Raw genomic sequence first — 18,676 nt, forward strand, 5'->3', positions numbered from 1 at the left:
GTTGGCGTCAGACGGGCAGGGGGCCATCCCGCTTGGGTTGGTCCATGACGATCTGGCTTTGAACGCGGGCCACGGCATCATGCGGCAGCAGGACACAGTGGATGAGATCGTTCAGCGCCGTCAGGTCGTGGCACCAGACGCGCAGCAGATAATCCGCCTCGCCCGTCATCGTCCAGACCGACACGACGCGCGGTTCTGTCTCCAGCAAACGCAGAAACGCACGGGCGCGGTCCGGGGCGTGGCTCGCCATCTGGACCTGAACGAAGGCCTGCACATTCAGATCCAGTTTGAATGGGTCGAGCCGGGCGACCGTGGCCCGGATCAGACCGTCCGTTTCCAGTCGGGCGCGCCGCCGTCCCGCCTGACTGGGCGACAGGTTCAGGGCGCGACCAAGCGCGTCTGCCGTAAGTGTTGCATCGCGCTGAACAAGACGAAGAAGATGGCGGTCGGTTTCATCAAGCACGGCTAGCCTCAAGGGTGCGCGTTTATCGCGTCCCCAAAAGTTAAGATGCGCGAAGAATGCGCGCAACTGCAATGATAGCCCTGATAATGCGCACAAGGATCAGAGCCGAGCCAGTATCGTACAGGCAAATTCGAAGGAGATCACTTATGGGTCCGTTCCCGCATCACGCCCCCTATGCCGAAATCAGTGCCGATAATCCGGCCGGAACCGACGGTTTCGCCTTTGTCGCTTTCGCGCATGAAGATCCACAGATGCTGCGCGACGTTTTCACCCGGCAGGGCTATTCTCATGTCGCAACGCACAAGACCGACGCCGTCGAGATCTGGCAGCAAGGCGATATTACCTATCTGATCGACGCCCAGCCCGGCAGCCACGCAATGCGCTTCGTCGACGAACATGGGCCTTGCGCCCCGGCGATGGGTTGGCGCGTCGCAGATGCCCGGCATGCCTTCGATCATGCCGTGGGCCGGGGTGCCATACCGTTCGACGGTCCGGGAAAGTTGATGGATGTGCCCGCAATCATCGGGATCGGCGGCAGCCTGATCTATTTCATAGATCAGTACCGTGACGCCTCGCCCTTCAATGCCGAGTTCGATTGGGTCGGCAAGGCGCACCCGGAGGGCGTGGGCTTCCACTACCTCGATCACCTGACCCATAACGTCCACAAGGGGAACATGGACAAGTGGTTCCGCTTCTACGGCGATCTGTTCAATTTCCGCGAAATCCGCTTTTTCGACATTCAGGGTAAACACTCCGGCCTGCTTAGCCGGGCACTGACGTCACCCTGTGGTCGTATCCGCATCCCGATCAACGAAGACCGCGGCGAGACCGGGCAGATCGTCGAATATCTCAAGCGTTACAACGGCGAAGGCATTCAGCACATCGCGGTAGGGGCCAGGGACATCTATTCGGCCGTCGACCGCATTGCCGACAATGGTGTCACCTTCATGCCGAAGCCGCCGCAATCTTATTACGATATGAGCCGGGAACGGGTGACCGACCACACGGAGCCGCTGGACCGGATGGAGAAGCACGGTATTCTGATCGACGGTGAAGGCGTCGTCGGTGGGGGCGAGACCCGGATTCTGCTGCAGATTTTCTCAAAGACCTGCATCGGGCCGATCTTTTTCGAGTTCATCCAGCGCAAGGGAGATGACGGCTTTGGTGAAGGCAACTTCAAGGCCCTGTTCGAGAGCATCGAGGCTGATCAGATTGCGAGGGGTGTCCTGGCGGTGGACTGACCTTACAATAGGGGCATTTCGTGCGCGCGTTTGTGGAAGATGACATCTGTATCGGCGTGGGACGCAGCGACAAAGGGGCGTCCAAGGTCGCGAAATCAGATACCGTGCAGGTTCCGCCGGAACCTGGCGACATGTTTCTGTAACACGAGCGATTGGGCGGAACTATACGCCGCGGCTGCCGTTGATTTATCGAACCGCACAAAATGTCTACGCCACAACCGTTGGCATATCTCCCCTTTATGGGCTCCGGTCGTCTTCCGGTGGTTGTGCGGTGCGGGAGGCGATCGTCAGAGCGGCGCCCCGGTTCTTTCATTAGGACTGGGGCGTTCGTATTTTTCACGGTCGGCACGCGATTGTCGTGCGACCTGAATACGGCGAGCCGTGAAGGCAGCCAAAAACAAGCCCGTCAAAACCAGCACGATGGTTGGCGCCGGTGCACTGTCCAGCCAGAAACTCGCATATATGCCCGTCAGCATCGAACCGGCGCAGACGACGACAGAAACGACCAGCATACGTCCGAAACTTCGTGTGACCAGAAACGCTATGGCCCCCGGCGTCACAAGCAGAGCGACAGCCAAAATCAGGCCGACGGAGGCAAGCACTGCCACGACCACTAATGACAGGATCGTCAGCAGGCCATAATGCAGCAACCGCGTATTCAGTCCCGCCGCCTGTGCCTGCGCAGGATCGAAGGCATGCAGCAGAAAGTCCCGCCATTTCAGGCTCAGGACTGCGACCACCGGCCCCGAGATGGCCAGCCCGGTCCACAGGTCCGCAGGGCCGACGCCCAGCATATTCCCGAACAGGATCTGATCCAGATGGGCATCCGAAGGAAATGCAACGAACAGGATCAATCCGACTGCGAACATGCCGGAAAATACCACACCCATGACGGTGTCGCGTTTGACGCGCGAATTTTCGGCCAGATACCCGGTCAGCAGCGAACATCCCATGCCAGCGGTAAATGCCCCAACGATCAACGGAATGCCCAGCAGATATGCCAACACGACGCCGGGCAGGATTGCATGGCTGACGGCATCGCCCATCAACGCCCAACCCTTGAGGACGAGGAAACACGACAGAAGCGCAGCCGCTGGCGAGACGATCAGCGAAATCAGAAAGCCATTCTGCATGAACGGAAACTGAAATGGCAGGAGCAGTGTTTCGATCATGCTACCTTCCGGGCTTTCCGTGCCTTGCGACGGGTCGCCAGAACGCCGTGCACGGGTGCGAAAACAAAGGCGATTCCGAAGATCAGAGTTTGCAGCGTCACGATGATGCCGCCGGTCGCCCCATCAAGAAAGAAGCTAAGGTAAGCGCCAACGAACGATGTGCCGGCCCCGATGCTGATCGACCAAGCCAGCAGATGTGGAAACCGGTCGGCCAGCAGATAGGCGGTCGCGCCGGGGGTCACCACCAGGGCGATCACCAGAAACGCGCCGACCGTTTGCATTGCGGCGACGACGGAAGCGGACAGCAGGGTGAAAAACAGGACTTTCAGCAACTCGGGCCGCAATCCAATGGATCGGGCGTGGCTTTCGTCGAAGAAGGTGACCAGCAGGTCTTTCCACTTCAGCGCCAGTACCACCGCCGACACTGTTCCGATGATGACAAGCTGCAGCGTATCCTCGGGCGTGATGGCCAGGATATTGCCCATCGTGATGGTCTGAACCGACACAGATATCGGATTCACCGACACCATGAACAGGCCCAGCCCGAAGAACGATGTGAAGATGATGCCGATGATGACATCGGCTTTCAGCCCTGACCGATCGGTCAGAAAAAGCATCGCCGCCGCCGCCAATCCGCCCGACAGGAATGCGCCGAAGGCGAAAGGCAGGCCCAGCATATAGGCACCCGCCACTCCGGGCACGACCGAATGGGACAGGGCATCCCCGATCAGCGACCAGCCCTTGAGCATCAGGTAACACGACAAGAAGGCACATACGCCGCCGACCAGCGCGCTGACCCACATCGCGTTGATCATGTAGGAATAGGCGAAGGGCTCAAGCATTGCCGTCATCTGTGTCGGCCTTGACCGTCGCGCGCGCAATCGATTTCTTCCGCTTCTCGCCATACATCACAAACGGTCGTTCATCGTCAGTGATGATACGCACTTCGCGGGTATCGTCGTCGTCGTGGTGCAACTCGGTCCCGCCCAGCGTGAAATGCCGCAGGACACCTCCGAAGGCAGCCTCCAGATTATCGCGGGTGTAGACTTCGTCGGTCTTGCCGTAGGCGGTGACGGTCCCTTTAACGAGGACGACACGATCGCAGAATTCCGGCACGGACCCGAGGTTGTGCGTCGACACCAGCATCACCCGGCCTTCCTCGCGCATTTCGCGCAGCAGGGCGACAATCTGCTCCTCGGTCTTGACGTCGACGCCGGTAAATGGCTCGTCCAGCAGGATGACCTGACCGTCCTGCGCCAGGGCGCGAGCCAGAAAGACGCGCTTGCGCTGACCTCCTGAAAGCTCACCGATCTGACGCTGCCGATAATCGGACATGCCGACGCGGGCCAGTGCCTGATCGACGGCGGCATGATCCGCCGGACGGGCGCGGCGCAGGAACCCCATGTGGCCGTAACGACCCATCATCACGACGTCTTCGACCAGTACGGGGAAGGCCCAGTCGACCTCCTCCGCCTGCGGGACATAGGCGACGATATTGGATTTCAGGGCCTCGCGTACGGTTCGCCCCAACAGTCTGATTTCACCCTGGGACGCAGGCACAAAGCCCATTATGGCCTTGAACAGCGTGGATTTGCCCGCCCCGTTCACCCCGACCAGCGCGGTCACGCTGCCCTTGGGAATGTGAAAGGTCGCGTCGCGCAGCGCCGTGAGACCGTTACGATAGGTCACGGTTACACCGGTCGCGTCGATGCCGCCGCCATCTGCCACACTGTTTATCATCGGTTTGCCAAAAGGCCGTCGGCCACCGTTTCCGACGTTACCCGCAGCAGATCCAGATATGTCGGGACCGGCCCGTCGGCTTCCGACAGACTGTCGACATACAACTCGCCTCCGTAGGCCGCGCCGGTTTCGCGGGCGACCTGTCTGGCGGGGTCCGTATTGACGGTGCTTTCGCAGAACACGACGGGAATGTTATGGTCGCGCACCCCGTCGATTACCTTGCGCACCTGCTGCGGGGTGCCAACGGCATCGGCGTTGATGGGCCACAGATACAATTCCTTCAACCCGAAATCGCGTGCCAGATAGCTGAAGGCCCCTTCGCAGGTGACCAGCCAGCGGCCATCTTCGGGGATGGTCGCCAGACGTTCGCGCGCCGGGGCGAGGGTGGCAGTGATTTGCGTCTTGTAGGCATCGGCGTTGGCAACGTACGTCGACGCATTCGCAGGGTCGGCTTCCGACAACGCATCGCGGATATTGTCGACATAGATCAGTGCGGCATCCGGGCCTATCCAGGCGTGGGGGTTTGCCAGCCCTTCATAGCCGCCTTCGGTGATGGAAATCGGTTCGATCCCATCGCTGACGGTGACGGATGGGATATCGCCCAGATTAGACAGGAATTGCTCGTACCATAGCTCCAGATTCAGGCCGTTCCACAGCAGCAGATCCGCATCTGACGCACGCACCAGGTCTCGCGGTGTGGGGGAATAGCCGTGGATTTCCGCCCCCGGTTTGGTGACCGACACGACATCGGCGGCATCGCCTGCGACATTGCGGGCCATATCGGCAATGACGGTGAAGGTAGTCACGACCTTCAATCTGCCCTCCTGCGCCGTGGCGGGTGTGGCGAGGAGAAGGATGGCGAGGACGATGCGAAACATGAACACCTGAGATTGAGAACTATTCGCAAAAGTGGCTCTTACGCTCGGAATGTCAAGGGCCGCCCCGAAAGGCAGCCCATGCAATTCACTGTTCTTTTCGATGGTCTATCAAATGCCGGAGCTTTGTATCCGCTGACTGTATGACCTGCCTTGCCAAGGTGTTCGGAATATATGGCCAAACTATCTGTTTCGATGCGGCTTAACTGTGCGGTCTATATTTTCTTTCATAAAGAGGAAGGCGGCAGTGCGGAATTTGGAGTAACCATCTTGCGCAAGCTCAAGGCATTTCATGAATCAGTCGATCTTCGGCAACAACAGGTCCAGCGAAGCCTTCGCATCGCCGTAGAACATGCGCGTATTCTCTTTGTAGAACAGCGGGTTCTCGATGCCGGAATATCCGGTGCCTTGACCGCGCTTGGACACGAACACCTGCTTTGCCTTCCAGACCTCCAGCACCGGCATCCCGGCGATGGGGCTGTTGGGGTCGTCCTGCGCGGCGGGATTCACGATGTCGTTTGACCCAATGACGATGACGACATCGGTGTCGGGCAGGTCGTCGTTGATCTCGTCCATTTCCAGCACGATGTCATAGGGCACCTTCGCCTCGGCCAGCAGCACGTTCATGTGGCCGGGCAAACGGCCCGCGACGGGGTGAATGGCGAAGCGGACGTTCTTGCCCTTGGCACGCAACTTGCGGGTCAGTTCGGCCACATTCTGCTGTGCCTGCGCGACCGCCATGCCATAGCCCGGCACGATGACGACACTGTCCGCCTCGTTGAGCGCATTCGCTACGCCGTCGGCATCAATGGCGACCTGTTCGCCCTCGACCGCCATCTGCTCGCCCGCCGGGCCACCGAAGCCGCCCAGAATAACCGACACGAAGCTGCGATTCATCGCCTTGCACATGATATACGACAGGATTGCGCCCGACGATCCGACCAACGCGCCGACCACGATCAGCAGGTCATTGCCAAGGCTGAAACCGATCGCCGCCGCTGCCCAGCCCGAGTAACTGTTGAGCATCGAGACGACGACGGGCATGTCTGCGCCGCCGATGCCCGTGATCAGGTGATACCCGATGAAAAGCGCGGCCAGCGTCATGATGAACAGTGGAAAGAACCCGCCAGTGTTGAAGTACCAGATCAGCGCCAGCAGAGAGATACCCGCCGCCGCCGCATTCAACAGATGACCGCCCGGTAGCTTTTTAGCAGCCGAGTCGACCTTTCCCGCAAGCTTGCCATAGGCGATGACCGAACCGGTGAATGTCACGGCTCCGATGAAGACGCCCAGGAACAACTCGACCCGCAGGATATTCAGCTCGACAGTGGTCTTCTTGGCGATCAGCGTGGCGAAGGTGCCCAGTGTCGTCAGATCGGCGCCCTCTGCTTTGAGCCCCGCGACGCGCGCCATTTCGAAATGCGCGATGAAGCCGACGAACACGGCAGCCAGACCGACCAGAGAATGCATGGCCGCAACCAGTTCCGGCATCTGCGTCATCTGCACTTTGGTTGCCAGTTGGTAACCGATGACGCCACCCAGTGCGATCAGGATCAGCGACAGCAACCAAAGGCCCGCACCAGGGCCGATCAGGGTTGCGAAAATCGCCAGAGCCATGCCCGCGATACCGTACCAGACGGCGCGCTTGGCCGATTCCTGACCTGACAATCCGCCCAGCGACAGGATGAAGAGAACGGCTGCGACAACATAGGCCGCAGTGGTGAATCCGAATTCCATGACCGGTCCCCCTTATGATTTCTGGAACATGGCGAGCATGCGCCGTGTCACGAGGAAGCCGCCGAAAATGTTTATCCCGGCCATGAAGACGGACAACGCCGCCAGAAGGATCACCAGCCATGAGCCCGAGCCGATCTGCACCAGGGCGCCCAGAATGATGATCGAAGAGATCGCGTTCGTCACTGCCATCAGTGGTGTGTGCAGGCTGTGCGATACGTTCCAGATGACCTGAAACCCGACGAAAACCGACAGGACGAATACGATGAAGTGCTGCATGAAACTGGCAGGCGCGAAAAAGCCTACGAAAAGCAGAAGCGCGGCACCGATGACCAGCAGCCCGACCTGATTGCGGGTCTGTGCCTTAAAGGCGGCGACTTCGGTCGCGCGTTTTTCCTCGGCTGTCGGGACGATGACTTTCTGCTTCGGCTTCGTTGCGATGGCCGCGATTTTGGGCGGCGGGGGCGGCCATGTGATCGACCCTTCGTGCGTGACGGTCGCGCCCCGGATCACATCGTCTTCCATGTCGTGGACCACGACACCGTCCTTCTCGGGCGTCAGGTCGGCCACCATATGACGGATGTTGTTGCCATAAAGCGTCGACGACTGCGCCGCCATTCGACTGGGGAAATCGGTATAGCCGATGATCGTGACGCCGTTATCGGTTACGATCTTTTCGTCCGGCACGGTCAGTTCGCAGTTACCGCCGCGTTCGGCCGCCAGATCCACGATTACCGATCCGGGCTTCATGGACTTGACCATATCGGCCGTCCACAGCACCGGCGCGGGTCGGTTCGGGATCAGCGCGGTCGAGATGACGATGTCGATATCCGGAGCGATCTCACGGAACTTGGCCAGTTGCTTTGCCTGGAATTCGGGGCTGGAAGGCGGGGCATAGCCGCCCGTTTCCGCGCCGTCGGGCAATTCGCTGTCGTCGAACTCCAGATAGACGAATTCCGCTCCCATCGACTCGATCTGCTCGGCCACTTCGGGGCGCACGTCAAAGGCATAGGTGATGGCGCCCAGTGATGTAGACGTGCCGATCGCGGCCAGACCGGCGACACCCGCACCGATCACCAGAACCTTGGCCGGGGGCACCTTGCCTGCGGCCGTTACCTGTCCGGTGAAGAAACGCCCGAAGTTATTGCCCGCCTCGATCACCGCGCGATACCCGGCGATATTCGCCATCGACGACAGCGCATCCATCTTCTGGGCGCGGGAAATCCGGGGAACCATGTCCATCGCAATGGCAGTCGCGCCCTTGGATTTCAGCGTTTCCATCAGCGCCTCGTTCGACGACGGATAGAAGAACGAGATCAGCGTCTGGCCCTTGGTCAGTCGCTTGGCTTCAGTTTCCGTCGGCGGGCGCACCTTGGCCACGACGTCGATCATCTTGAACAGGGACGGCGCTGTCTTGACGACTTCCACCCCTGCATCACGATACGCATCATCCGTGAACCCGGCGAGGGTACCGGCACCGGCCTCGATAAAAACTTCATGCCCGAGCTTTTGCAGATGACCTGCGCTCTCTGGGGTGATGGCGACGCGGGCTTCGCCCTCGTGTACCTCTTTCGGTGCGCCGATCTTCATTGCAAAGTCTCCGGGGGCAGTTAGCGGTAATCCCTCTTATCTGTCGGCAACGGAAGCCTCAATGCAACATGCGCCGATGCGACACTTAATTGCGTGAAGGATGATGACCTTGGGGAAATTGAACGAACGGCACGCACTTGTAACAGGCGGTGGCAGCGGCATCGGTCGCGCCATTGCGGAAAGCCTGATGTCGGCGGGCGCGCGCGTCACGGTCACCGGACGGCGACTGGAAGCATTGCAATCGGTGTCCGGCGCAAATGCAGTCGCGATGGATGTAACCGACGAAACTTCGGTCATCGAGGGCATCGACGCTGCCCGCGAAGCGTTTGGCCCTGTTCAGATATGTATTGCAAACGCGGGCATCGCAGAAGGTGCATCACTGGCCAGGACTGATGCGCAGATGTGGCGGCGCATCATGGCGACAAACCTCGACGGGGCGTTTCACACGATCCGCGCCTGCCTGCCCGACATGGACGACTGGGGAAGGGTCATCGCCGTGTCATCCATCGCGGGGCTTAAGGGATTGAAAGGAGCATCGGCCTATACCGCGTCGAAACATGGAATGATCGGACTGATCCGGGCGCTTGCAGCGGATCATCTGGGACGCGGCGTCACGTTTAACGCGCTCTGCCCCGGATATGTGGATACCGCGATCGTAACTGACAACACCTCACGGATCATGGCAAGGACGGGCATGTCCGAGGCGGATGCGCGCGATGTGATGATCGGCCAAAACGCCCATCGCCGCCTGATCGAAGTCGATGAAGTAGCCGATGCCGCGATATGGCTGTGCAGCGATGGCGCACGTAGCGTGAATGGTCAGGCGATACAGATCGCCGGGGGGCAATACTGATGAACTGGACGGAGATGCGAAAACGGTTCCATCTACCGGATGGGGTGATCTATCTGGATGGCAATTCGCTGGGTCCACTGCCGGTCGCAGCGGCGGAGCGCGTGCGCCGAACGATCGAAGACGAGTGGGGGCAGCTTCTGATCCGGGGTTGGAACACAGGCGCGGACGGTGAAGGCTGGATGGGATGGCCCACACGTCTGGGCGACCGCATAGGTCGCTTGATCGGCGCGCCCGAGGGGTCAGTCGTCGTGGGCGACACCCTGTCGATCAAGGTGTTTCAGGTGCTGGATGCCGCCTTGAAGTTGCGGCCCGACCGTCGCGTGATTCTGTCTGACAGCGGCAATTTTCCGACCGATCTCTATATGGCTGAAGGATTGATCGCCACGCTGGGGCAAGGGCACGAGTTGCGGGTCGTCGCGCCAGAAGACGTGGCAACGGCGATCGACGACGCCGTGGCCGTCACCCTGTTGACACAGGTTGATTATCGCACCGGTCGGATGCATGACATGGCGTCCCTGACCGCACTGGCCCACGATCACGGCGCACTTGCAATCTGGGATCTGGCCCATTCCGCCGGCGCGCACGAAGTTGATGTGACGGCCGCAAATGCCGATTTCGCAATCGGCTGCACCTATAAGTATCTGAACGCCGGCCCCGGTGCGCCCGCCTTTGTCCACGTCCGCCCCGACTTGCAGGACCGGATCGCCCCGGCGCTGTCAGGGTGGCTGGGACATGCCGCGCCCTTCGCCTTCGATCCATCCTATCGTCCCGGTCCGGGGATCGAGCGGATGCGCGTCGGCACACCTCCGGTCCTGCAACTCGCCGCGCTCGACGCCGCACTCGATATCTGGGACGACGTCGACATGCCTGCCTTGCGGGCGCGCTCTCTCGAATTGTCTGGCCGTTTTTTCGACGGTGTCTCCGAACTATGTCCTTCGCTGATGCCTGCATCGCCCGCCGATCAGACGTGCGGCTCGCAAGTCAGCTTCCGCCACGATCAGGGCTATGCGGTCATGCAGGCCCTGATCGCGCGCGGTGTCATCGGCGACTTCCGCGCACCCGACATCCTGCGCTTTGGTTTTACCCCGTTATTCATCGGCGAGTCCGAGGTGGATGCGGCAGTCTCCCATCTGGCGCAGGTTCTGACCACGCGGGAATGGGATCAGCCGCAATTTCTTGCGCGTAAGGCCGTGACCTGAAAGCCGCCATGCCATTGCATACCGCGCGGTGGCGATTGCACCCTTCCGCTTGACGCACACCTATCGCGCCATACGTCGGAGATACCTAATATGTTGCGCGATTATCCCTGCCGCTACGATTTGGCCAACGAGCTTCATGCCCGTCCGTTCCCGTCACTGCCGACCGGGTCCGAAGCCGCGTTCCTCGCCATCAAGCGGGAACACGATGCTGCCAATCGTGACCGCGCAGCGGACAGGGCGCATCTTCTGGCGTTGCTGGACCGGTTTGGCGCGGACCATCCTAAACCCGATGCAACCCATTTCTTCGGCCAGATGGGCCGCTATCGCCTCAAATGGGAGAGTCATACCGAATTCGTGACCTACACGCTGTTTTCCGACAGTCTTTCGCCGCTTCCATTTGACGGCAATTTGTTTGCGGCCTTCCCCGCTGACTGGTTGGCCGCAGCGCCGGGCCTGCGTCTGACGTCCGCCCTGATCCGGGTAGAGCCGGAGTGCGACGACATGGACGCTAAAATGTCAAAATGGTTCGTACCCGAAAGCCTTGCCGCCGCGACCGTGCTGGATGGATGCGCGACGATTGCGGGCGACTTTCGCATCGACGCCAGCGGTCATATGCGATTTGCCCTGTTTACCGCTCCGGGAACTGGTGAACGACGGATCGGACGCATTGCCCAAAGGCTTTGCGAGATTGAAACCTACAAGACGATGTCGATGCTGGCCCTTCCACGCGCCCATGATCTGAGCGCCCGTCTGGGTAAAATGGATACGCAGCTTTCCGCACTCGTCGGGGCTCTGCGTCAGACCGACAGCGATGCCGATGCGACACTGGAAGACCTGCTGGCCATCGGGTCGGAGCTTGAGACGATGCTCGCCCTCTCGGCCTTTCGCTTCGGCGCGCGCGAGGCTTATGCGGCACTGGTCGCGCAGCGCATTGCCATCCTGCGCGAAGATCGGACCGGAGGGCGGCAAACCTTCGCGGAGTTCATGATGCGCCGGTTCGACCCTGCGATGCGCACCTGTCAATCGGTCGAAAGGCGAATGGAAGCCCTGGCCGAACGGGCGCGCCGTGCCGGTGATTTGCTGTCTACCCGTGTGAACGTAGAGCGGGCGACCCAGAATGGCAGACTGCTGCGCTCGATGGATGACCGCGCCGCGATGCAGTTGCGTCTGCAAAAGACGGTCGAGGGGCTGTCGGTCGTCGCCATCGGGTACTATGCCGTCAACCTCGTAACCTATATTGCCTATCCGTTCGGATCGGCCATCGGTCTGACGAAAGAAATGATCTCGGCCATGGCCGTGGTGCCTGTCGTCCTTCTGGTCTGGTGGGTCATCCGACGCATCCGTGCCCACGCCGAGGACTGATTATCGGGGTTAGACACCCGTGTCAGTCGGCTATCAGTTGGCCGGATCCATTCGGATCAGGCTACCTGCGCCGTGACTGGTGAACAGTTCCAGCAAGGCCGCGTTCGGCACCCGCCCGTCCAGAATGACGACGGCGCGCACACCCGCCGCCAGCGCATCCAGCGCGGTTTCGGTCTTGGGGATCATGCCGCCCGCAATTGTGCCGTCTGCCGTCATTTCGCGCACCTGCGAGGCCGACAATTGCGTCACGACTTCGCCGGTGCCGTCCTTTACGCCAGCCACATCCGTTAGCAACAGCAGGCGATCGGCCCGCAATGCCCCGGCAATGGCCCCTGCGGCAGTGTCGCCGTTGATGTTGAAGGTCTCGTCGTTCTCGCCCGTGCCGATGGGGGCGATCACAGGGATCATCTCATCGCGAAACAGGCTGTGCAACAGACGGGGGTCCACTTCGGACGGGGTGCCGACAAAGCCCAAATCCGGGTCCGTCTGCGTGCAGACGATCATGTCGGCGTCCTTGCCCGACAGGCCAACGGCGCGCCCACCGGCCGAGTTGATGGCCTGAACGATCCGCTTGTTGACCTCTCCGGCCAGCACCATTTCAACGACACGGACGGTTTCGGCATCGGTCACGCGCTTGCCGCGCACGAACTCCGACTCGACGCCAAGCCTGGCCAGCAGTTCATTGATCATCGGTCCGCCGCCGTGAACGATCACCGGGTTGATCCCGACCGTTCGCATCAGCACGACGTCGCGGGCGAAACTGGCCATGCCCTCATCGCTGCCCATCGCATGTCCGCCCAGCTTGATGACGACGATCGCGTCGTTATAGCGCGTCAGATAAGGCAATGCTTCGTTAAGCGTGCGGGCGATGGCGGCATTGTCGCGGGCGGTCATGGAATCCTGTTTCTGCATTGGGTCACTCCATCGTCGCGATGGTGGCACGAAGGTCGGGGATGCCCCAGCCCTTTTCGCTGCTGGTGACGATCAGCTCCGGATAGGCGGCTGGATGCTTGGCCAAGGCTGCGCGGGTCTGGTTCAGCGCCTGCTCCCGCTCCGCGTCCTTCACCTTGTCAGCCTTGGTCAGCACGGTCTGGAACGGCACGGCGGACCGGTCGAGCAGGGTCATGATCTCTTCGTCCACGGACTTCACGCCGTGGCGCGCGTCTATCAGAACGAAGGCACGGCGCAGCGATGGTCGGCCCGCCAGATATGCCTTGAGCAAGGCCTGCCACTTGGCGACCACGGCGACGGGCGCATTGGCGAAACCGTAACCCGGTAGGTCCACAAGGTAGTGGCTGTCGGCCAGCGTGAAATAGTTGATTTCCTGTGTCCGTCCGGGCGTGTTGGAAGCACGGGCCAACGCCTTGCGGCCCGTCAGCGCATTGATCAGTGTCGATTTTCCGACGTTCGACCGGCCCGCGAAACAGACCTCCAAGCGATCTGCGGGCGGCATGCCCGACATGGCGACCACGCCCTTGAGGAACTCTCCGCCCGTGGCGAACAGCTTGCGACCAATCTCCTCGGCTTCGGGGGTCGGGGCATCGGCGACTGGGAAGGGCAGGCTCATGCGGTGGCCTCCATTGAATTGGAAATTCTGCGGACGTGGAAAGCCGCTGCGCGGGCCGTCACGAAAGCACCAGCACATCGCCGACGGCCACATGGCCCGGCGCGATACAACTCAGGTAGACGCCGAAATCGCGATGGCCCCAGCCATCCTCCAATGCGCCAAGCGTGTCGGTATCGATCTTGCCGGTCTCCGGGTTGGCCATCGTAGCGCGACACCGCGTGATCCGTTCTTCGACAGCGAACCGTGCAGTGCCCAAAGTCAACTCCCGCCCGATCATGTCGAACTCTTCCCACGGAGCAAGCCCGTCGATCCAAAGGTTGCCACGCCATCGCAGATGCGAAAGAGGCCGCCCGACCTTTTGCTCTACGGCGCGGTGAGACGCCATGCCAAGCAATGAGATCGACGGAAACTCGGTATCAGTGAAGCCCCGGCCTGCGGCCCGCACGATACCGGTCGGGGCCGCACGCGATGGATCGACCAGGGGCGCGATCCATTCAAGGAAGATGCGATTGTCGCAATCAGGATCGAAGGTCAGATCGGCCAGGTCGGGGTGTGACAGCGTGATGACACCGTCCCCAGTCCGAGCCTTGATCGCCATCAAGGCCGGTGTCTTGGCACCACGGCTGAAGTTCGCGCAGGGCACCCATGACTCGCCGTTCAGCTTTGCAGCCTCATGCGCTACGGCCCATTCCCGGTCGAGAGGGATGGTGCCGCCTGCCGCAATGTCGAACGCAGACATGTCCTCCCGGCCATGGGCCTTGATCGGATGGCGCCAGATCTCGACCAGACGCATCTATTTTCCCTTGGAGGACGGCGGCCTGACATCGTTGGCAGCCGCCTTCTTGCGAAAACCGGACTTGATGTTTCCGAACAGGTCGGGCTTCGACCCGTGCGACCGCATGATGATATACTGCTGTGTGAAGGTGATCGTGTTGTTGGCGATCCAGTAGACCACAAGCCCGGATGCGAAGCTGCCCAGCATGAACATGAAAACCCAGGGCAGCCAGGCGAAGATCATCGCCTGTGTCGGATCGGCAGGCGCCGGATTCAGCTTCTGCTGGAACCACATCGACACGCCCAGCATGATCGGAAGTATCCCGATGAAGACAAGTGCCAAGATGGTTCCTGCCTCGGGCGCAGCGATGGGCAGCAGGCCGAACAGGTTCAGCAGGCTAGTCGGATCGGGTGCCGACAGATCCTGGAACGGCCCGAAAAACGGTGCATGCCGCAATTCGATCGTGACGAAGATCACCTTGTAGAGGCTGAAGAAAATTGGGATCTGCAACAGGATCGGCAGACAGCCCGCCGCCGGGTTCACCTTGTTCTTCTTGTAGAGTTCCATCATCCCGGTCTGAAGTTTCTGGCGGTCGTCGCCCGCCTTTTCCTTCAGCTTCTCCATCTCGGGCTGCAACTCTTTCATGCGCGCCATTGAGACGTAGGATTTATAAGCCAACGGAAACAGGATCGCCTTGATCCCCAGTGTCAGCACGATGATCGCCAGCCCCATGTTCCCGATCAATGCATTCAAGAAGTGCAAAGCCTGAAAGATCGGTTTGGTCAGGAAAAAGAACCAGCCCCAGTCGATTGCATCCACGAAGCCCGGAACGCCCTGTTCGTTCTGATAGTAGCGCAGCTCTTCCCATTCCTTCGCACCGGCGAACAGGCGGCTTTCGCTGGTTACCGTCGCACCGGCGGCCACTTCGACCACGGGCATGCGTGTTTCGGTCTGATAGATGGCTCCGCCGTCGACGTATTTCACGACACTTGTGGCCGGTGTTCCCGTGGACGGGATCAACATCGTCATCCAGTATTTGTCCGCGAATCCGATCCAGCCTTCATCGGTGATCTGGTATTTGACGACACGTCCGCCTTCGGTCGGATCTACGTCCAGATCGACCATGTCGCCATATTCGAGCCGCTCCACGATGCCATCGGAATGAGCGACGACGCCCTCATGGCTGATGAAAAAGTTTTCGACATCGGGTTCGCCGTGACGTGCCACCAGACCATAGGGGAACATCCGCACGGCCACATCGCCGGTATTTTCAACCGACTGCGCGACCGTGAACATGAAATCATCGTCGACGGAAATTACCCGCGTGAAAATAAGTCCCGCGCCATTGTCCCACGTCAGTGTCAGCGGCGTATCAGGCGTCAGTCTTGCGCCCTCCGGTGCGGTCCATTCGGTTGAGGCCGATGGCACGGCATCGCTCGGCAGGTCGCCCGCGGGAACCCAGCCGTGAAGTGCGTAATATGCGTCTGGCGCGCCTGCGGGCGACAGCAGCGTCACGATAGGTGAATCCGGGGCCAGCGTTTCTTTGTAGTCCTTCAAGGCGATATCGTCGATTCGCCCTCCTGTCAGCGAGATCGATCCGGTCAGGCGCGGCGTGTCGACGGGAATACGGGTCGATGCATTCACGGCGTTCGCGCGACTTTCCGCGGGTGTCACCCCGACGCCGGGCACTGCGCCGGGCGTCACGGCCAGAGTTCCGTCGCCTGCGGGTGGGGCACCCGCCTCGCGTGCCGGGGCCGGAACGCCATCGGAGGTTGCCGTTTCGGCCACCGAAGGTGCCTGTTGTTCGGGCGGAAACAGAACGAACCAGACAAGGAGGACCAAGGCACTGAGCACCGTGGCAAGGATGAGGTTCTTGTTCTGATCGTCCATTGAAGACCTGTCGCGCACGGAAAGGGGGATTGCGCGCCGTTCAACAGACCGGGCCGGGGAAGGTCAAGGCGAATCCGGAGCTGGGCGCGCGGGCAACGACCCTATCGTTCATACATTTGTCTTGGGCTCGACAAGATCACGATCCATTCCGGTATGTTGGGCGTCGCGGTCCGAAAGGTGTGCTGCGATGCCATTGCATGCTGCTAGCGACGAAGTGATTTACCCGAAAGTCCGATTTGCCCCGAAAAACCGATGTGGCCGACAAGTTCTCGGATTGCCGCCGTGACGAGATATCGCTGCCATAACGAGACATTGTGTCGCGGAAGAGGGATATGTCTCAGAAAGGCAATGGGCGGCTGTCGCAGTGATACGTTGCTCCGCGTAGGGCGGGTGCAACCACGCGTAAGCCAATCGGTCGGGCGATCTGCGTTGCTGCGTTGTCAGCAGAGACAGGTTTTGTACGGAGGACTATAGATGTAGCGGTCGTGTCTTGATCCATGGAATGGGGAAAGGTGCGGGCATGTCTGAACTCCACAAAGGTGGAGCCGTTATGACTGAACCGGGCTGTTCCTGGTAATTATGATCCTGGAAAGGGTCACTTGTCGGTCTGCGGTCGTCACCATCGAAGCTGGGTCGTGAGTGGTACATATTTTGTCAGGCCGATCCCTGCGTCTGCATCATTCGTAGCTTAGCCGAGGGACCGGCGCGAAGCGATAGAGCCCAGGGAATCGTCTCATGGAACGGCATCGGGCGGGCGATGCCGTATCCCTGCACATGAGGGCAGCCCATTTCGGCCAATGTCTCCTGCTCTTCAGGGGTTTCGACGCCCTCGGCAAGTGTGGCGATTGACAGCCGTTCGGCCAGACCCAGTATCGCCGCGACCACTTCGCACTGCATCGGACTGGCGTCGATACCGTGGATGAAGCTGCGGTCGATCTTGATGCGGTGAACTCCGAACTGGGCGATATGCGCGATGGACGCCGCGCCTGTGCCGAAATCGTCAAGGTCAAGGCGGAATCCCGCATCCCGCATGGCCTTGATGTTACGGGTAATCGTTTCGTCACCGTCGCGCAGCGTCACCGTTTCGAGGATTTCGATGGCGATGCGATCGGGCGCAATATCATAACGGTCCAACTGCCAGATGATCCGTTCCGCCAGACGCGGATCGGTCAATTGTTCAAGCGAAACGTTGACGCCTACACAAGGCACGTCCAACCCGGCCCTGTCCCATTCGATCAACGCCTCCAGGCTTGCTTTCAGAATGATTTCACCGAGTTCGGCGGATCGACCGGCCGATGCGATGGTGGTCAGAAACTGGGCAGGCGTCAGGATACCGAGTTCGGGGTGATGCCAGCGGGCCAGCGCCTCGAATCCGGCAAGCCGACCCGATCGGGTTTCGACCTGGGGCTGGAACCAGGGCCTGATTTCGCCGGCATCCAGCGCATCCTCGACCTGGGTGGACAGACGGTGGTCGGTTTCGATCTGCATCTGGATGTCTGCATTGAATGCACGGACGGCATCGTTCCCGTGTTGGCGCGCTATCCGAAGGGCGCACTCCGCAGCGGCCAGAATGGCGGCACCGCTGCGAATGGGAGCCATCGCCTCGGAGCAGATACCGATGCAGCAATGCACCCGAACCGTGCGGCCATCGACCGAGATCGGTGCGGACACGGCAGATTGAATGCGATCAACGATAGCCATGATTATGTCGAGGTCAGCGCGCCGGGTGGGTGCCAGCATGGCGATCACCCCGTCGTCGCCCGTCCGCATGACCGCATCCTGTCCCCGCATCGTAGCCGCGACGCGCTGCACCACGCGATCCATGATCTTGTCCCCGGCATCAGCCCCCCAGCCGCCATCGGCAATGTGGAGATCGTCGACCTGGATGTGCAGAACCGCAGTCGTGCGGTCGCGACGGGCGCAATCGTCCAGCACGTCGTCCACGATTCGCTTCAGGACCGGCCGCGCGAGGGGCTGATCGCTGGACAGCATGGAAAGGGCTGATATCCGGTCGGTGCGGTGGCGTAAAATATCGCCATTCAGGGCGAGGAATACCGGCAGCACGATTGCCAGCACCATCGCCACCGCGTCCTGTCCCGAGGCCCATGCGATGGCAGTCACGACAGGGAACAGCATCATCCAGTCCACGCGGGCGATCCAGCCTGTCAGGCGGGTCCGCGATTGCGGGGCACTTGGCCGGTCGGTCATGCGAATC

Annotated in this window: 16 protein-coding genes; 4 read left to right on the forward strand and 12 right to left on the reverse strand. The window is 60.7% G+C overall.

Going from position 1 to position 18,676, the window contains the following annotated elements; genetic code table 11:
* Nucleotides 1–7: 7 nt before the first annotated feature.
* The gene (locus BMY38_RS06500; RefSeq protein WP_092760824.1) at nucleotides 8–463 is read right to left on the reverse strand and encodes an Lrp/AsnC family transcriptional regulator; all 456 of its coding nucleotides are present in this window, start codon (nucleotides 461–463) and stop codon (nucleotides 8–10) included.
* A 146-nt stretch (nucleotides 464–609) separates the two neighbouring features.
* Between BMY38_RS06500 and hppD the strand changes: the two genes are divergently transcribed.
* Nucleotides 610–1,704: a 4-hydroxyphenylpyruvate dioxygenase gene (gene hppD, locus BMY38_RS06505; RefSeq protein ID WP_092760826.1), complete on the forward strand. Its 1,095-nt coding sequence runs from the start codon at nucleotides 610–612 to the stop codon at nucleotides 1,702–1,704.
* Between the two features lie 287 nt (nucleotides 1,705–1,991).
* On the opposite strand, the gene BMY38_RS06510 is transcribed toward hppD, so the two are convergent.
* The 6 genes from BMY38_RS06510 to BMY38_RS06535 form a co-directional block, all read right to left on the reverse strand.
* The gene (locus BMY38_RS06510; protein ID WP_092760828.1) at nucleotides 1,992–2,876 is read right to left on the reverse strand and encodes a metal ABC transporter permease; all 885 of its coding nucleotides are present in this window, start codon (nucleotides 2,874–2,876) and stop codon (nucleotides 1,992–1,994) included.
* Entirely contained in the window at nucleotides 2,873–3,727 is an 855-nt protein-coding gene (locus tag BMY38_RS06515) for a metal ABC transporter permease (protein WP_092760830.1), read from the reverse strand. Before BMY38_RS06515 ends, BMY38_RS06510 begins: the two co-directional genes overlap by 4 nt.
* Nucleotides 3,711–4,616: a manganese/iron ABC transporter ATP-binding protein gene (locus tag BMY38_RS06520; RefSeq protein ID WP_092760832.1), complete on the reverse strand. Its 906-nt coding sequence runs from the start codon at nucleotides 4,614–4,616 to the stop codon at nucleotides 3,711–3,713. Before BMY38_RS06520 ends, BMY38_RS06515 begins: the two co-directional genes overlap by 17 nt.
* The gene (locus BMY38_RS06525) at nucleotides 4,613–5,494 is read right to left on the reverse strand and encodes a metal ABC transporter substrate-binding protein (RefSeq protein WP_092761291.1); all 882 of its coding nucleotides are present in this window, start codon (nucleotides 5,492–5,494) and stop codon (nucleotides 4,613–4,615) included. Before BMY38_RS06525 ends, BMY38_RS06520 begins: the two co-directional genes overlap by 4 nt.
* Nucleotides 5,495–5,788: 294 nt before the next feature.
* Nucleotides 5,789–7,228 carry an NAD(P)(+) transhydrogenase (Re/Si-specific) subunit beta gene (locus tag BMY38_RS06530; RefSeq protein ID WP_092760834.1) on the reverse strand — a complete coding sequence of 480 codons (1,440 nt, stop codon included), beginning with the start codon at nucleotides 7,226–7,228 and terminating at the stop codon, nucleotides 5,789–5,791.
* 12 nt (nucleotides 7,229–7,240) lie between these two features.
* A complete protein-coding gene (locus BMY38_RS06535) occupies nucleotides 7,241–8,815 on the reverse strand; it encodes a Re/Si-specific NAD(P)(+) transhydrogenase subunit alpha (protein ID WP_092760836.1) in 1,575 nt (524 codons plus the stop codon).
* A gap of 109 nt (nucleotides 8,816–8,924) precedes the next feature.
* Between BMY38_RS06535 and BMY38_RS06540 the strand changes: the two genes are divergently transcribed.
* From BMY38_RS06540 to BMY38_RS06550, 3 genes are all read left to right on the forward strand, one after another.
* Entirely contained in the window at nucleotides 8,925–9,668 is a 744-nt protein-coding gene (locus tag BMY38_RS06540) for an SDR family NAD(P)-dependent oxidoreductase (protein ID WP_424337668.1), read from the forward strand.
* Complete coding sequence (gene kynU, locus BMY38_RS06545) at nucleotides 9,668–10,867, forward strand: kynureninase (protein WP_245737512.1); 1,200 nt, start codon at nucleotides 9,668–9,670, stop codon at nucleotides 10,865–10,867. Before BMY38_RS06540 ends, kynU begins: the two co-directional genes overlap by 1 nt.
* A gap of 90 nt (nucleotides 10,868–10,957) precedes the next feature.
* The gene (locus tag BMY38_RS06550; RefSeq protein WP_423787122.1) at nucleotides 10,958–12,229 is read left to right on the forward strand and encodes a DUF3422 family protein; all 1,272 of its coding nucleotides are present in this window, start codon (nucleotides 10,958–10,960) and stop codon (nucleotides 12,227–12,229) included.
* A 33-nt stretch (nucleotides 12,230–12,262) separates the two neighbouring features.
* Here BMY38_RS06550 and argB read toward each other — a convergent pair whose 3' ends face one another.
* From argB to BMY38_RS06575, 5 genes are all read right to left on the reverse strand, one after another.
* On the reverse strand, nucleotides 12,263–13,141 hold the full coding sequence (gene argB / locus BMY38_RS06555; RefSeq protein ID WP_092760842.1) for an acetylglutamate kinase: 879 nt from the start codon (nucleotides 13,139–13,141) through the stop codon (nucleotides 12,263–12,265).
* A 4-nt stretch (nucleotides 13,142–13,145) separates the two neighbouring features.
* Nucleotides 13,146–13,796, reverse strand: coding sequence for a ribosome biogenesis GTP-binding protein YihA/YsxC (gene yihA, locus BMY38_RS06560; RefSeq protein ID WP_092760844.1), 651 nt, complete (start codon nucleotides 13,794–13,796; stop codon nucleotides 13,146–13,148).
* Between the two features lie 58 nt (nucleotides 13,797–13,854).
* Nucleotides 13,855–14,589: an MOSC domain-containing protein gene (locus BMY38_RS06565; protein ID WP_092760846.1), complete on the reverse strand. Its 735-nt coding sequence runs from the start codon at nucleotides 14,587–14,589 to the stop codon at nucleotides 13,855–13,857.
* On the reverse strand, nucleotides 14,590–16,461 hold the full coding sequence (yidC, locus tag BMY38_RS06570) for a membrane protein insertase YidC (RefSeq protein WP_092760848.1): 1,872 nt from the start codon (nucleotides 16,459–16,461) through the stop codon (nucleotides 14,590–14,592).
* Between the two features lie 654 nt (nucleotides 16,462–17,115).
* Nucleotides 17,116–18,669 (reverse strand): putative bifunctional diguanylate cyclase/phosphodiesterase, encoded by a 1,554-nt coding sequence (locus tag BMY38_RS06575; protein ID WP_092760850.1) that lies wholly within the window; start codon nucleotides 18,667–18,669, stop codon nucleotides 17,116–17,118.
* Between the last annotated feature and the right edge of the window lie 7 nt (nucleotides 18,670–18,676).

This window comes from Jannaschia helgolandensis (genome assembly GCF_900109285.1).
Classification (GTDB): Bacteria; Pseudomonadota; Alphaproteobacteria; order Rhodobacterales; family Rhodobacteraceae; genus Jannaschia; species Jannaschia helgolandensis.